Here is a 14,983-nt window from a genome sequence, read left to right on the forward strand (position 1 = left end):
TAACGCAGTGTAAAATCACAAATCCCATTATCATTCATCTAAACTAATTATAATTATATTTTATATTTAATATTAATTTTTTATGTACAACATTTACGCTATATAGATTGAACTGGTAACTATTTATTTGAGGATTGGCCGTGACTCCAGGAATGTTTGGACTTCCGGCCGCTGTTATGTTTGGATTTCCTGATTAAACGGCTGACCGCGGTAGAAATCCAAACATAAAGGCGAACGCTCCGCTCCTGCAGTTCCAAAATTCCTTCCGCCACTTTTCCTTTAATTTAAGTTTTCAAGTTCAATCTATATAAAAAAACACCGGCATGTTAAATGACCGGTGCTCTTTTTTTGTTAACAACCAGCTTGTAGCCCACTCCGCGGATCGAATCGATATGAACGGATTCAGGGTCAAGCTCAAGCTTCTTGCGCAGGGAGCTGACATGTACATCCACTGTGCGCTGCCCGCCGATATAATCAAATCCCCAGACTGCATTCATCAGGTCATCGCGGGTAAGCACAACCCCCGGCTTACGCGCCAGATACAGCAGCACTTCAAATTCCTTGGGCCGCAGGTTAATGCTGTGTCCGCCCAAAGAGACCTCATACCGCTCCGGATAAATCTCCAGCTGTCCCAAAATAATGGTTGAAGCAGAGACTGGATTGTCCGGCTGAATATCTTCAGCCACCCCGGATATGCGCCGTAGCACGGCGCTGACTCTGGCAAGCAGCTCAGATACGCCAAACGGCTTGGTTATGTAATCATCGGCGCCGGATTTCAGGCCGCGGACTACATCCTCTTCGGCATTTTTGGCCGTCAGTACAATTACAGGCGTGCGGATGCCTTGTCCGCGAAGCTTATCAAGGATATCTATCCCGTTCATACCGGGCAGCATCAGATCGAGTACGATCAGATCAAAAGGTTCTCTAGTCGCACGGTCGTATCCTGCCGTTCCATGATCCTCCACTGTTACTTCATAGCCTTCCTGCGTCAGATTATAGGACAGCAGCCGGGCAAGCGTCGGTTCGTCTTCAATGACCAGCAATCGTTGTGCCATAGTTTCCCCCGTATTCACGTGTTTTTAAATTTTACAAAAAATGCAGCAAACCCATCATATCACCGGAATGTTAACTTGGTGTAAAATAACAACAAATTTCGCAGATGATCCTGCAGATTAATAGTATTCCTCTGCGCTGCAATTGGCAAATCGGTTCGCCGCTTATTTCAGCGATATCCGGTGCCCTGCAGTTATTTATCGTGCTCCTGCAGCAGCGGCAGCTCCAGAATAAACGAGCTTCCGATTCCCAGATCGCTCTCTACAGTTATCGTCCCCCGGTGAAGCTCCACCAGATGCTTGACTATAGATAAGCCAAGCCCTGTACCGCCGGAGCTTCTGGAGCGGGCTTTATCCACCCGGTAGAACCGTTCAAAAATCCGCGGCAGATCCTTGCGGGGGATGCCCATCCCGGTATCACTGACTGTAAAGATAACGGTTTCCGTGCCGTCAGGCTTATGCCCGTCAGCTACTGTAACTTTGACATTGCCGCCGTCATGCGTGTAATTGATCGCATTGGAGAGCAGGTTCATAAAGATTTGCCGCAGCTTATCCTCATCCCCTTCCATTAAAAGCTCATCCGGGATATTTGCGCTGAGGCTGATTTTTTTCTTCTCAGCTACTTTACTTAGCGTTTCCAGAACAGAATCAAAGAACTCGCTTAAATATACCGGAGAGCAGTCGAGCTGCACCCGCTTGGATTCAATTTTGGACAGCTCCAGAATATCGCCGATCAGCCGGTTCAGCCGTTCATTCTCATCATAAATAATCTGCAGGAACGAGCGCGCCGTCTTCTCGTCGGTTACACCGCCGCCGAGCAGCGTCTCGGCAAAACCTTTGACTGCAGCAACAGGCGTCTTCAGCTCATGCGACACATTGGCAACAAACTCGCTGCGCATCTTCTCCAGCCGGCGGATATCGGTAACCTCCTGCAGCAGGAACAGCATGCCCCGGTGAGAGCCGTCCTGCGCCATCGGCACCCCGTCCAGCCGGACAATTCGCTCTGCCGGGGTATATATGCTGCGCTCTTCATGGATAGGCTCGCAACGCATTACACCTTCTTCAATAAGCCGGCTAAGCTCATAATGATGCTTCAGCTCTTTATAGGAATGCCCCGTCATTTCGCTGTTCTTCACATCCAGCATACGTTCTGCCGCCCGGTTAATCAGGGCAAATTCGCCTTCAGCATTAACCATGACAATACCGCCGGTCATATTATCAAGCACGCTCTGCAGCAGATCCTCATTGTCGCGGATCGTCTTGAGCTGGGCCTGCAGGCTGTCCGCCATGGCATTGATCGCTTTGGCCAGCTGGCCGACCTCATCCTTGCGCTGCATCGGCACTCTCGCATCATAATCCAGATCTGTAATGCGCCGGGCAACCCTTGTTATCTGCTCAAGAGGCGAGGTCATGCTCGATGCCACTTTATAGCTGACAAAGGTTGCTGCCACGAATAGCAGGACCAGCCCTATAGCCATAATGAACCATGCTCTGCTCAGCCCCTCGGTTACTGCGTCCAGACCCATAGACAGCCGGATGTAACCGTCAAAGCCGTCAGCTGAGGTTACGGCACCGGCGACATAAAGCATCTCGCGGTCCAGTGTATCGCTGTAGCGGATAGCCCGTCCGATCCCTTCCTTCTGCGCAAGCATTTCCTCTTCACGGTTAGAATGATTGTCCATTTCCAGCGGATTCCGTTCAGAATCACCGATAACCTTCCCTTCTTTCGTAATGAAGGTAATCCGCGAGTCGGTTAGCCCGGCAATATGCTTAGCCCGTTCCGTATAATAGGAAATCGCCTCCGGACTGTTCATATCAACAAACTGGAAAGTTCCGGAGAGCAGCTTTATTTCCCGGGACATGTTCTCCTCCAGCGCTGAAATGTGTGAATCCTTAAAGAGCTTGGCCATCGTGAGGCCTGCGCCGATCATCGAGATGCCAACCAGAGCCATAAGGATAAAGGTAAGACGAATGCGGAACGGTTTCATATCAGGCAATCCTCTTTCTTCTCTTTTGTCTTTGAGATCATCCTAACTCCATTTCCGCAAAAACACCAGTTCCCGGCACAATTATCAACGCAGTGTAAAATCCCTATCCGGCTGCCGGCTGCTCCGGTAAAAATGTTGCCTGTCGTATATCGCACCGCAACATGCTAAACTATTAGTTAGTACCTTTTACTCTTATTTTTTGCGAGGGATCCCGATGAAAGTAACCATTTCGGATGTGGCAAGAGCAGCAAATGTGGCAAAGTCTACGGTCTCCAAGGTGTTAAACGACTCTCCCAAAATATCATCCGAGACAAAGCAGCGCGTCCGTGAGATTATGAAGCAGATGAATTATATACCGAGCAGCATCGCAACCGGTTTAGCCAGACAGAGCTCTCAGACGGTAGGCCTGCTGGTTGATATGTCAAAAGAAAGTGAGTTCCTTAACCAGTTCTTCTACAATATCATCGGCGGAATCGAGAGCGTTATGGGACCTCTCGGATATGAGCTGACGCTCTGCAATATCCAGCATCATGACGCGGAGGATCATTTTCTGAACCGTCTGGTCCTGAACCAGCGGGTCGACGGAATTATTGCCAACAATTCGGTACTGACGGATGAGCTGGCCAAGGAGCTGGACCGGCTCCGCTTTCCTTACGTTTCTATCGGAGAAATGGAGCCTGCTGCGAGCTGGGTCGATTTCGACAATGAAGCCGGCGGGAGAATGCTGACCCGCCATCTGCTGGAGCAGGGCTACAGCAGACCCGCATTCATCGGCGGCCAGCGGAATGAACGGATTTTCACCCGGCGACTGGGCGGTTATCTTCAGGCGCTTAAGCAGTCCGGTGTCATTGTCCGCCAGGACTGGATCATCAACGGCCAGGCGGATGAGCATGAAGGCTACCGCTCCGCCCTCCGGCTCCTGCAGCGCGAAGACCGGCCGGACTCGGTCGTATGCATGACCAACTATACCGCCTTCGGTGTCCTGAAGGCCGCGCGTGAGCTGGGGATAGAGGTGCCGGGTCAGCTGGGTATTGCGGCGTTTGATGAATATCCCTTGTCCCGCTATACGACCCCGCCGCTAACTTCACTGAACATCGATACCTTTAAGCTTGGAGTGACCTCCGGCCAGTGGCTGATGGACCATATCCGCGGGAACTGTACCGGCTCACGGAGCCTGCTGCTGGAGCCTGAGCTTATTGTACGCGAGTCTACAGCCGGCCTTACGCGCTGACTTGTCATCTAATATAACTAAAGCCAGGGGCTGTTCTGCTTGTTTAGCAGACAGCCCCTGGCTTTATAATTTTTTAAAAGGGAAGACCCAAAAAACAGAACCGGATGACATCAACAATCCCATGCGCCAGCATGGCGGAAGTTATGTCCCTTTTCTTCTGAAGAACGGCAAACGGAAGACCGAAGAGCAAAGCCAGCATGATAATGTTGATGACTCCCGGAACGATCCCGTTAGTGATAATGATGTCTGGAGTATGTATCAGCACGTGCGGAATAATCATCATAAACCAGGCAGTGAACCTCTGGGCTCTGGTATCCATTCTTCCGTTCAGCAGTGACAGGCAAAAGGCGTAGAACACTGCACGCATAGCCATCTCTTCATATATTGCCGGGCTGAGTGCAATTTTGAAATAAGCGAACTTGATACTGAAGCTGTCCAAGGCCTTCCCGCTCAGCAGCGGATTAATTATGCCTAGAACCGCACCGGCAGCAATACCGGTAAGCAGGCTTACAGCAACTGTTCGTTTGGTTGAATTGTGCAGGAAGACAAGCCGGTTATCACTGAACCTGTTAAACGTACTGAATACAGCAAGCGATGACATTAAAGTGATGACGCTCGTTTCAATCATAGTGAACAGGGAAAGGTTAATATACGCTGCCGCAACCGCTGCCGCCAGCAGGAGCGAGATCAGGATCTGCCGTTTTGCAGGCAGCTTGTGCTTAACTAATAAAAATCCGCTTACAAGCAGGGAGCATACCCCAAGAACAATCCACATTCTAGATGTTGCATCGGTTTCATTACTGCCGGCATAAAAGTTCAGCACAAAAAGCAGCATAAATACGCCAAACATCATCCATACCATTTTCAAGTTACTCTTGATAGCCACAGCTATACCCCTTCCAGACTACACATTTGTATATACACAATTGTATAATCCTACCACCATAATCCTTGTGAATAAATGAACTAACTCACTCCTTAACTGCTGAAAGCCTTTGCCGCTTTATTTATCAGACAGTAACAGCGGCAGATTGCCCCTCCTATTAAAAAGCAGCGCCGCCCCAAACGGAGCAGCGCTGCTGATAATACCGGTGAATTATTGATCCTTCCAGCGCTGTACGGTCAAGTTCACAGTCTGTGCTCCACCGGCCGGTGTCAGGGTCCGGTTGGCAATGTCTGCACCGCTTGTGCCGGTTTCAACCGAAGCCCAAGTGCCGCGGGTGACCTTGTACTGTACCGCAGTTCCTGCGGGCAGGCTGACTGTGATGGAGTAGACACCATCACTGCCCTTAGTCAGCTGATAAGCAGGATCGGCGGCAGCCCAGCTGTTGAAGGAGCCGCTGAGATACACCGGACCGGATGACGGTGTAGTACTTGGAACACTCACCCTGAAGGTCACGCTGTCCGCTTGGGGCACCCCGGAAGTCAGGCTTCCGTTTACGAGGCTCCAGCTGCCGGCAGTCAGATGATAGTTGCTGCCTCCGTTATTATCCCAGGTACCGCTGCCATTATTGAAGGCGGCAGTCAGACCGGCCGCAGCGCCCAGCTGAACTGTAGCTGTCTTATATCCAGCATAAGAAGAAGCCTGCAGCTGTACTCCCGGTGAAGTGGTCCATACGCTTGAACCGTCAACACTGTAATGCATATATGAATTCGTGAATGTTGTATTCTTGTAGTAAATGGTCACTGAATTGCCAACGGGAGTAGCGGTAGGTATTGGTGTAGCCGTTGGCGCTACTGTTGGTGTTGCTGTAGGCGTTGGTGTAGCGGTAGGCGCTATTGTCGGAGTCGGTGTAGCCGTTGGCGCTACCGTTGGAGTAGGTGTAGCAGTCGGGCCTGCCGGACCTCCTGACTGGATATTTCCGGCAGGTGTATACGTCCAGGTGCCTGTGCCGAACAGGTAATTGCTGCCTCCATTGCTGTCCCACGTGCCGCTGCCGTTGTTGAAGCAGGCTTCAAGCTGGGTAGCTGAGCCGATATTAATCGTTATCTTGTTGTAGCCTGATACTTCTGCAGCCGGAATAGCTACACCGGGTGCAGTCGTCCAGGTTCCGCCGGCAGGCCGGTAGTGAATGTAAGGGGTAGTATAACCCTGCTTATAATAGATCGTCACACTGTTCCCGGCCGGAGTTGTCACCAGCGCAGCTGCACTGAAGGCGGACAGGTTACCTGCCGCGTCAAAAGCTTTTACCGTATAGGTATAACTTGTCTGTCCCGCCAGTCCGCTGTCTGTATAGGAGGTAGTTGCAGAAGTGCCTACCTTGACTCCGTTGCGGTAAATTTCATAGCCTGTTACCCCCACATTGTCGGTGGACGCTGTCCAGCTGACCAGTGCACTGGAAGCATTTTGTACGGTGGCTGTAACGTTAGCAGGAGCTGTTGGAGCTGAGGTATCGGTTACAGGCTGTGTTTTGGAATAGATTTTGGCCGAGTTGGCATTGACGGATACAGTGATCTGCTTACCCGTAACACCGCCTGCCTGTACTGTTACTGTATCAGAGGTATTGAGCTGATTAATTAACACCGTTCCGGCAGTCAGCGTACTTTCGCTGCGAAGCGGAATGGTGACCGTCTGCGTCCCTCCAGAGGCATTACTGAATACAGAAATGACCTCCTGCCCGACATTCGTACCGGTATCAATCCGGCGGGAGAAGGCATACAGATTCTGGGCGGACCACATCTCACGCTGGGTGCCTGTACGCAGGGCCGGATTATTTTTGCGGATTTCATTCAGCTTGGCTACATGCTTGTAAGTGCTCGTATTCTCATTAAAATAGTTCTCCAGAACATTGCCGTTTGCATCCCGCTTCACCATCGACCAGCGGTTCCAGGTATCGGCAATGCCGCCGGTCATAATCTGGCCGTTACCGTTGCCCTTATTCTGTTCTGTTCCCTGGAAGACTACCGGCGTCCCCCGGACGGTGAAAATAAAGGACAGTGCATTCTGCAGCTTCTCTACACTGCCTCCAGCCTCCGTCAGGAAGCGGTTACGGTCATGATTGTCGATAAAGGTAACCATGTGGTTCGCATTTCCATTGTAATAGGAATCCTGTGCCAAGGTACTCTTAACGTTGGACTCAAAAGACTGCCCGTAAGCAAAGCTGTTCAGCACCGAGAAGAATAACGGGAAGTCCAGCATTCCCCATTCCTTGTTCGCTCCAACCCAGCGGGAGACAAATTCCGCATTGCCGTCAAAATTCTCACCAAAGGTATTAACCCCCAGCAGATTCTGCAGCTCACCGATGTCGGTTGGCTTCATCAGCTTGGCGGCATCTACGCGTGCACCATCTGCTCCGGTATAGTCAAACCAGGCTTTGATTGAGCTGAAGATAGCCTGCTTCGCAGCAGGAACATCAAAGTCAATATCATCCAGCCCGCCCAGATCGTGATTCTCCAGGTAATCCTGGGCCCATTGATCATATCTGCCGTCGGCCAGCGACCAGTTAATATCCCCGTTGTGATGATACCAGGCCGGATTGTTGAACGGTGCAGCCGGCTCCAGGCCAGGGATATCGTAATAAGCCTGAGTGCCGAGCATGTAGTCGCCGATATGATTCGGCACTACATCAATAATGACTTTGATGCCAAGCGCGTGTGCAGCATCTACCAGCTCCTTAAGCTTCTCCTTAGTACCAAAGTATGGATTGGCAGCATTGGGGTCTTTTACATTGTAGCCGTGATAGGCAGTGTTCTTGCCCGTTCCGTTATTATCGCGGCTGGTCATCTGCGGCTCGGCCACAGGAGAAATCCAGATCGCGGTATAACCCATATTGGCTATATAGGGAAGCTTATTGATGACCCCCTGCCAGTCCCCGCCCTTCATATAACGGAAATCCTCTTCGGAGGTTTCCCCGTAGCGGATTGCAGCCCCGGTTGCATTATTGGACGTATCCCCGTCAGAGAACCGGTCGACCATAATCTGATAAATCGTGTCATTCTCTGTAATAGTGCCAATACTTGCCGCCTCAGCCTTAGACGGTGCCAGAACAAACAAATTCGTCATAACAGACAGAACAATAGACGTGATCAGAACCGGAATCAGCCATCGGTTGCGTTTCATTCCCTCATCTCCCTCTCCTCATTAAACCCATTGGAAATTCTGCTGCTTGTGAACTATCACCACATCACTTGCATATCTGAGATGTAAACAAGGAAACCGGTTTCCCAAGTAAAAATTACCATGTCCATGTATGCGCTGTCAAGAGAAATTATGCCAAAAAGCCTCCTTTCCGGAATTTGAAAGGAGGCTTCTGCTTACACCGCTGTCATCATCAATTCTGAAGCAGTTCTTTTATTTAAAAACCGGCTCCCGGAACTGGGCCAGCTTGGCCGCGGAGTCCTTCTCAACATCGGCATGCAGGCTGTTGCCGTGTGAATCCATCGTTACAATGGCGGCAAAGCCCTCTACCTGAAGATGCCACATCGCTTCCGGAATACCGAATTCCATGAAATCAACTGCGTTAACCCTTTTGATGCATTCTGCGTAGTACTGTGCTGCTCCGCCGATCGCGTTCAGGTATACCCCGCCATGCTCCTGCAGCGCCTTCAGCGTCTTGGGACCCATTCCTCCCTTGCCGATTACTGCGCGAATGCCGAATTTCTTAATAATATCGCCCTGGTAAGGCTCCTCGCGGATGCTGGTAGTCGGACCTGCCGCCTTAACATGCCAGCCTTCATCATCCTTCAGCATAACAGGCCCGCAGTGATAGATTACTGCTCCGTTCAGATCGACCGGCGTGTCATGGTCCATCAGGTATTTATGCAGCGCATCACGTCCGGTATGCATTTCTCCGGACAGAATGACAACATCACCGACCCGCAGGCTGCGGATATCCTCTTCACTGACCGGTGTAGTCAGCCGGACCTCCCGTGAGCCCTCAGCAGCAGCGGCAGCCGGTTCCACGGCACCAGCTGCCGCTGCTATAGCAGGAGCTGCCGGAATTACGGCATCCCCGGGAATAACCCCGGCCTCGGCGGCGGCCGGATGCGCGGTCACGGATACAGGAACCGGTCCGACCGCGTCTTCGACGGAGATCCCGGTTCCGCGCTCATAGAGCCAATCCCTGATCTCTCCGGTTGCCGGCTCCACCAGAATACCCTGGCGGCGGAATGCCCAGCAGTTATAGGCAACCGAGACGAAAAAGCTGGCCGGAAGCCGGTTCATTACACCAACCTTGCAGCCGAGCAGCGTAACTTCGCCGCCGAAGCCCATCGTGCCGATTCCCAGCTTGTTCGCGTTCTGCATAATGTAATCTTCCAGCTTGGCCAGATCCTCCACAGGATTCGTATCTTCAACCTTGCGGAACAGCTGCTTCTTTGCCAGCTCATATCCGGTTGTCCGGTCTCCGCCGATGCCGACACCGATGAAGCCGGCGCTGCAGCCTTGCCCCTGGGCCTGGTACACGGCATGAAGGATGCATTTGCGGATGCCATCCAGATCACGGCCCGCCTTGCCCAGCCCCTCAAGCTCAGCCGGAAGGCTGTACTGGATGTTTTTATTCTCACAGCCGCCGCCTTTAAGGATAAGCCTTACGTCTATATTCTCTTCTTCCCACTGTTCAAAATGAATGACCGGTGTACCTGCGCCAAGGTTATCCCCGCTGTTCTCGCCGGTCAGCGAATCAACTGAATTCGGCCGCAGCTTCCCGTTCTTTGTAGCCCGGATGACCGCACTATGGATATCTTTTTTCATCTCCATCTGATTGACGCCTACAGGCGTATGAATAATAAAAGTCGGCATCCCCGTATCCTGGCAGATCGGCGATACCTGAAGTTCGGCCATGCCGATATTCTTGGCGATTGTCGTCAAAGCCAGGCCCGAACGGGTGGCACGGTCTTCCAGTGCACGTCCCTTGGCAACAGCCCTGCGCACATCACCCGGCAAATTTGTGGAGGTCTCAACAATCAGATTATAAATGCTCTCTTCGAAATTCTGCATCTTCATTCCGGCTCCTCTCATCCATAGCAGGTTGTCTAACGTCTGATACAATTAGTATTATCATATCACACTCTGCCAGCCATGAAAGGGTTTACTTCAAAATTGAACTACCATACTCCAGGGCAATTCTACCGTGTTCAGTATAATTCGGCTTCGAGCATATCCCAGTCCTTAAAAACCGGCTGCAGGCTGCCCGCTTTAAGCATTTCGGAGATCTCACGCACACTCCGCCCATCCGAGATTTCAAACTGCGGCGTACCGCCCTGCTGCGTATGTCCTCCAACTTCCGTGGATACCCCGGCAGACATTTTGGTTACCCCCAGATGAATAAGGCGGTCTCTTAAAGCAGACGGTTCTCGCGTGGACAGAGTGATACCCGACCGGGGAAGAAACAGGCGGTAAGCCAGAATAATCTGCACCAGAGCCCGGTCGGATACGATGTGCTCCGGATTGTATTCTCCCAGAAAAGGGCGAAAACGCGGAGCAGACAAGCCGATTTCACATTCCGGGTATTTGTCCTGCAGGTATCTCGCATGCATGGCCGTAAAGAATGCCTCCTGCCGCCAGTCATGCATCCCCAGCAGCGCCCCGATATTTACCGTCCTGAATCCTGCCCGGCAGCCCCGCTCAGGTGCATCCAGCCGGTTGCGGTAGATTCTCTTGGGTCCCTTAACATGCAGCTTGCGGTAGGTCTCCTCATGATATACCTCCTGATACAAGGTTAACCCGTCTACACCGGCCTCCTTAAGCTCCTTATACTCGTCCTCAGACAGGGGGTTCACTTCAATGCTGACAGAAGAGAAATATTCCTTGAGTATCATCACACATTCCTTGAGATAAGAGACCGGGCTTTCCGTCCGCGATTCTCCTGTCAGGATTAGAATATGCCTGATTCCTGTAGCCGCTATTGCCTCTGCTTCCTTCCTTACTTCCGCAGCACTGAGTTTTTTTCTCGGAAAATCATAAATGGAGCTGAAGCTGCAGTACGTGCAGTGATTTATGCAGAAATCTGCAAGGTACATCGGTGTAAAGAGCTGCATAACATACCCAAAATGCGAACGGGTCAGGCTTCTGGCCTTCCGGGCCATCTCTTCCAGACAGTCCGCTGCTGCAGGAGACAGCAGAATCTGCAGATCACGCTTATCCAGCTGCTCTTTACAGAGCGAACGCTTCACATCGTCTTTTGTATACTGCCCCCATAAGCCTGTATTCATCTGATGGCCAAGAGCATGTACGTCCTCATAAAAACCCATAGTACTCTACTCCTCCTTTTCGCCGGTCCCTGTCACTATCACTATCAGCCGAGAAAACCCGTTAACGGCGATGACGCCGATGCAGTCTCCTCTACGGGACCCAGTCCCGCCAGGTAGGCCTTACGGCCTGCAGCTACAGCATCGCGGAATGCCGAGGCCATGAGCAGCGGATTGCGTGCAGTGGCAATCGCCGTATTCAGCAGCACAGCAGCAGCGCCCAGCTCCATCGCTTCGGCCGCTTCAGACGGCCGCCCGATACCTGCATCTACAATGACGGGAAGATTGACCTCCGTTATCAGAATACGCAGCAGCTCCCGGGTTCTTAGCCCGCGGTTAGTACCGATAGGCGATCCAAGCGGCATAACGGCCGCGGCTCCCGCTTTTTTCATCAGGAGGGCAGCGGATAAATCCGGGCTCATATATGGAAGCACCACAAAGCCCTCAGCGACCAGAATCTCCGTGGCACGGATCGTTTCCGCATTATCGGGCAGCAGATATTTCTGGTCATTGATGACTTCAATTTTCACCCAGTTGCCGAGGCCAGTTGCCTTAGCCAATCTGGCAATCCGGACAGCCTCTTCTGCAGTGCGTGCACCGGAGGTATTGGGAAGCAGAGTCATCCTGCTTGGGATATGGCTGATGATATTATCATTGCTGTCCGGGTCTACACGACGGAGGGCAACCGTTATAACCTGAGAGCCAGAAGCCTCCACTACCTCCGGAATAAGGCTGTTGCGGCTGTATTTGCCGGTTCCGATAAACAGTCTGCTCGATAAAGACTGGCCTCCGATGACTAAAGAATCTGACATATGAATTCCCTCCTTCATTTATTGATTACTGTGAACAAGTCTCAGGCCTTACTTAGCCTCCCCCCACAAAATGTACGATCTCAATACGGTCTCCTTCGCCCAGCAGGATAGTATCGTATTCCTCTTTGGCAACAATTTCACCGTTCAGCTCCACAATAACCATTCTCTTGTTCCAAGCAGGCAGTTTAAGCAAATCAGCTACTGTCCGGCAGTTCTCTTTGTACGTTTCGGCTTTGCCGTTGACTATCAGATTCATGCTCTCTCACCTCCTTCAGGGCCGCTTCCCTCACTGCGTTCCTGTAGGCCTGCGCAGCAGAGAGCGGGTCCGCCGCACCGCATATCCCGGACATTACCGCTATTCCTGCCGCACCTGTCTGCAGCACATGCGGCGCATTATGCGGCGTAATTCCTCCCAATGCAATAACCGGAGTCCCGGCGGCGGCAAGCACAGCCTCTTTCAGCTGAGTCAATCCGCGCGCTTTCAGGCCGGGCTTGCTGGTTGAGGGATACACATGTCCAAAAAGGCAATAGTCCGCCCCCTGGCTGGCTGCATCTATACTCTCCGAAGCGGAATGCACCGAGGAACCAAGCCGCAGGGCACAGCCCGCTGCCAGACGCGCAGCACCAGCAGACAGGCTGTGCCCTGCCAGCTGCACACCCGCTGCTCCAACAGCCATTGCTACGTCAAGCCGGTCATTGATGATCAATTTGCAGGCCGGTACACCGGCATTCAGCAGAGTTAATGCCAGATGATACAGCTCATGCGCCGATAGCATCTTTTCGCGTAAATGAATATAGTCTACCTGCGGATGAACAGCAGCTGCGAGTACAACGAACTCCTCTGCAGCAAGCTTTCCGTCCGAGAGCAGATGAATTTCTGCCAGCCTGTCCACCTCCCTTTCCGTGTCTCGTCTGCACAAAAAAACGCAAAAAAACCGCCTCCAGGCGGGAGGCGGTTAAACAGTATACAGAAAATAACAGCCGGATTTCCGGACCGTTGGCGCTGCAATACAATGTTCATCCACTTCCCTACGCTGGTATAAACCAGATCAGGTTCAAAGGGTCCGAACCAAATGTTCGTCTCAGCCTTGCGGCACCCCTAGTGACAAAATCATATTCTGTTGCTGACTTCGTATATAGTAACACTATTTTGCATGAAAAATCCAGGTTAAGCGGCAGAAAATTCTAAGGTCAGCCGTTAATAATCTCTCCGCCGTTAACATGAATTACCTGGCCGCTGACATAGGATGAATCACTGGAAGCCAGATAGACATAGGCTGGTGCCAGCTCCTCCGGCTGTCCCGGACGCTGCATCGGCTGCGTGCCCCCGAACTCGCTGACTTTCTTCGCATCGAAGGTAGATGGGATCAGCGGGGTCCAGATCGGCCCGGGAGCCACAGCATTAACCCGGATGCCTTGGTCCGCCAGATTCATCGACAGCGAGCGGGTGAAGCTGAGAATGGCCCCTTTGGTGGAAGAATAGTCCAGCAGCTGCGGATTACCGCGGTAGGCTGTAATCGAAGTCGTATTAATGATCGTCGAACCCTTTTTCAGATGCGGCATGGCTGCTTTGGTCAGATAGAACATTGAGAATATATTAGTACGGAACGTCCGCTCCAGCTGTTCAGAGGTAATATCCTCAATCTTGTCCTGCGGATGCTGCTCGGCAGCATTATTAATCAGGATATCCAGCTTGCCGAGTCCTTCGACCGTCTTGTTGATCAGGTCCTGGCAGAAGGCTTCTACACCGATGTCACCGGCAATCAGGATACATTTGCGGCCCTCCTGCTCGACCTGGCGCTTCGTCTCCTCGGCGTCACTATGCTCATTCAGGTATGAAATTACGACATCTGCACCCTCTTTGGCAAAATGCACAGCTACCGCACGTCCGATTCCGCTGTCCCCTCCGGTAATAAGTGCTGCCTTGCCAAGCAGCTTGCCGGCTGCTTTATATTCTGAGGTCTCAAATTCCGGCAGCGGGTTCATCTCACTTTCAATTCCGGGCTGCTGGTTCTGCACCTGCGGAGGCAGGGTTTTCTTCGCTTGCTCTTGTTCTGGCATGATCCATTCTCCTTTCGCTTTTGCACTTCTCGAAGTCATTCATCGTTTTAGGATGGCTAAGGATTGCTGGTTTATGCGCTGATCTCAGGCACTGTAGGCTTACGCTATGTTACTTACCACAGTTAAAAGCCGGCCAAACAAAAAAATCAGTCGTTGCCGGCGTAAAGTGCGGATATAATGTATCAGGATGAAGAGGAGCTGGCATGAAGGAGGCAGAACAGGATGACCAGAAATTCACGGAGCATTATCGTTGCCGTCAAAGGAATCATTGTGTTTCAGGGCCGGATTCTGATAGTCCGGAGAGCTGCAGCAGATGTAGTCGGAGCCGGAAGCTGGGAATGTCCGGGAGGAAAAATTGATTTCGGAGAAGGGCTGGAAGACGCACTGGAACGGGAGATCGCCGAAGAGACCGGACTCAGCGTTACGGTTGGAGCGGTTGCGTATGCCGCTTCTTTTTTGACTGATCCCGGCAGACAGGTCATTATTATTACTTATCATTGCCAAAGCGAAAATAATATCGTCCTTCTCTCTGAGGAGCATGCTGACTACCAGTGGTGTACACGGTGCCAGCTTCAGCAGCTGCTGCCTCCGGGAATCCTCGCTGATTTCGAGCGGAGCGGTGTATTTGCTATGGAGGGGCTGTTGTAGCAC

The 14,983-nt window shown here is 51.9% G+C and carries 12 protein-coding genes and 1 riboswitch; of the genes, 2 read left to right on the forward strand and 10 right to left on the reverse strand.

The genetic code is table 11. The annotated features are described in order from the left end of the window. Nucleotides 1-326: 326 nt before the first annotated feature. The gene (locus BN3772_RS23095; protein ID WP_042202556.1) at nt 327-1,055 is read right to left on the reverse strand and encodes a response regulator transcription factor; all 729 of its coding nucleotides are present in this window, start codon (nt 1,053-1,055) and stop codon (nt 327-329) included. Nucleotides 1,056-1,246: 191 nt separating this feature from the next. Beyond that, nucleotides 1,247-3,040 (reverse strand): two-component system histidine kinase PnpS, encoded by a 1,794-nt coding sequence (gene pnpS / locus BN3772_RS23100; RefSeq protein ID WP_042202557.1) that lies wholly within the window; start codon nt 3,038-3,040, stop codon nt 1,247-1,249. 214 nt (nt 3,041-3,254) lie between these two features. Between pnpS and BN3772_RS23105 the strand changes: the two genes are divergently transcribed. Continuing rightward, complete coding sequence (locus BN3772_RS23105; RefSeq protein ID WP_042202558.1) at nt 3,255-4,271, forward strand: LacI family DNA-binding transcriptional regulator; 1,017 nt, start codon at nt 3,255-3,257, stop codon at nt 4,269-4,271. 73 nt (nt 4,272-4,344) lie between these two features. Here BN3772_RS23105 and BN3772_RS23110 read toward each other — a convergent pair whose 3' ends face one another. The 8 genes from BN3772_RS23110 to BN3772_RS23145 all read right to left on the reverse strand — a co-directional run bounded on the left by BN3772_RS23110 (nt 4,345) and on the right by BN3772_RS23145 (nt 14,332). Beyond that, nucleotides 4,345-5,157, reverse strand: a complete 813-nt coding sequence (locus BN3772_RS23110; protein WP_157643639.1) for a CPBP family intramembrane metalloprotease — start codon at nt 5,155-5,157, stop codon at nt 4,345-4,347. Nucleotides 5,158-5,367: 210 nt separating this feature from the next. Further along, nucleotides 5,368-8,331 (reverse strand): alpha-amylase family glycosyl hydrolase, encoded by a 2,964-nt coding sequence (locus tag BN3772_RS23115; protein ID WP_042202562.1) that lies wholly within the window; start codon nt 8,329-8,331, stop codon nt 5,368-5,370. Nucleotides 8,332-8,562: 231 nt separating this feature from the next. Next, nucleotides 8,563-10,209 (reverse strand): fumarate hydratase, encoded by a 1,647-nt coding sequence (locus BN3772_RS23120; protein ID WP_042202592.1) that lies wholly within the window; start codon nt 10,207-10,209, stop codon nt 8,563-8,565. Between the two features lie 137 nt (nt 10,210-10,346). Then, a complete protein-coding gene (thiH, locus tag BN3772_RS23125; protein ID WP_052380661.1) occupies nt 10,347-11,462 on the reverse strand; it encodes a 2-iminoacetate synthase ThiH in 1,116 nt (371 codons plus the stop codon). 44 nt (nt 11,463-11,506) lie between these two features. Beyond that, nucleotides 11,507-12,271: a thiazole synthase gene (locus BN3772_RS23130; protein WP_042202563.1), complete on the reverse strand. Its 765-nt coding sequence runs from the start codon at nt 12,269-12,271 to the stop codon at nt 11,507-11,509. A gap of 52 nt (nt 12,272-12,323) precedes the next feature. Then, nucleotides 12,324-12,527, reverse strand: a complete 204-nt coding sequence (gene thiS / locus BN3772_RS23135) for a sulfur carrier protein ThiS (protein WP_042202564.1) — start codon at nt 12,525-12,527, stop codon at nt 12,324-12,326. Beyond that, nucleotides 12,466-13,164, reverse strand: coding sequence for a thiamine phosphate synthase (locus tag BN3772_RS23140; protein ID WP_052380662.1), 699 nt, complete (start codon nt 13,162-13,164; stop codon nt 12,466-12,468). The genes thiS and BN3772_RS23140 overlap by 62 nt, the downstream gene beginning before the upstream one ends. Before the next feature lie 116 nt (nt 13,165-13,280). Continuing rightward, a riboswitch (TPP riboswitch) is annotated at nt 13,281-13,382 on the reverse strand. 80 nt (nt 13,383-13,462) lie between these two features. After that, on the reverse strand, nt 13,463-14,332 hold the full coding sequence (locus BN3772_RS23145; RefSeq protein WP_042202565.1) for an SDR family oxidoreductase: 870 nt from the start codon (nt 14,330-14,332) through the stop codon (nt 13,463-13,465). Nucleotides 14,333-14,554: 222 nt separating this feature from the next. Between BN3772_RS23145 and BN3772_RS23150 the strand changes: the two genes are divergently transcribed. Then, entirely contained in the window at nt 14,555-14,980 is a 426-nt protein-coding gene (locus BN3772_RS23150) for an NUDIX hydrolase (protein WP_042202567.1), read from the forward strand. Nucleotides 14,981-14,983 lie beyond the last annotated feature (3 nt).

The organism is Paenibacillus camerounensis, assembly GCF_000723885.1.
Lineage (GTDB): Bacteria > Bacillota > Bacilli > Paenibacillales > Paenibacillaceae > Paenibacillus_AQ > Paenibacillus_AQ camerounensis.

Coding starts and splice junctions, on each gene's coding strand:
- pnpS (WP_042202557.1), bottom strand. CDS start 3,040: ATGAAACCGTTCCGCATTCGTCTTACCTTTATCCTTATGGCTCTGGTT.
- BN3772_RS23105 (WP_042202558.1), top strand. CDS start 3,255: ATGAAAGTAACCATTTCGGATGTGGCAAGAGCAGCAAATGTGGCAAAG.
- BN3772_RS23120 (WP_042202592.1), bottom strand. CDS start 10,209: ATGCAGAATTTCGAAGAGAGCATTTATAATCTGATTGTTGAGACCTCC.
- BN3772_RS23145 (WP_042202565.1), bottom strand. CDS start 14,332: ATGCCAGAACAAGAGCAAGCGAAGAAAACCCTGCCTCCGCAGGTGCAG.
- BN3772_RS23130 (WP_042202563.1), bottom strand. CDS start 12,271: ATGTCAGATTCTTTAGTCATCGGAGGCCAGTCTTTATCGAGCAGACTG.
- BN3772_RS23150 (WP_042202567.1), top strand. CDS start 14,555: ATGACCAGAAATTCACGGAGCATTATCGTTGCCGTCAAAGGAATCATT.
- BN3772_RS23115 (WP_042202562.1), bottom strand. CDS start 8,331: ATGAAACGCAACCGATGGCTGATTCCGGTTCTGATCACGTCTATTGTT.
- BN3772_RS23095 (WP_042202556.1), bottom strand. CDS start 1,055: ATGGCACAACGATTGCTGGTCATTGAAGACGAACCGACGCTTGCCCGG.
- thiS (WP_042202564.1), bottom strand. CDS start 12,527: ATGAATCTGATAGTCAACGGCAAAGCCGAAACGTACAAAGAGAACTGC.
- thiH (WP_052380661.1), bottom strand. CDS start 11,462: ATGGGTTTTTATGAGGACGTACATGCTCTTGGCCATCAGATGAATACA.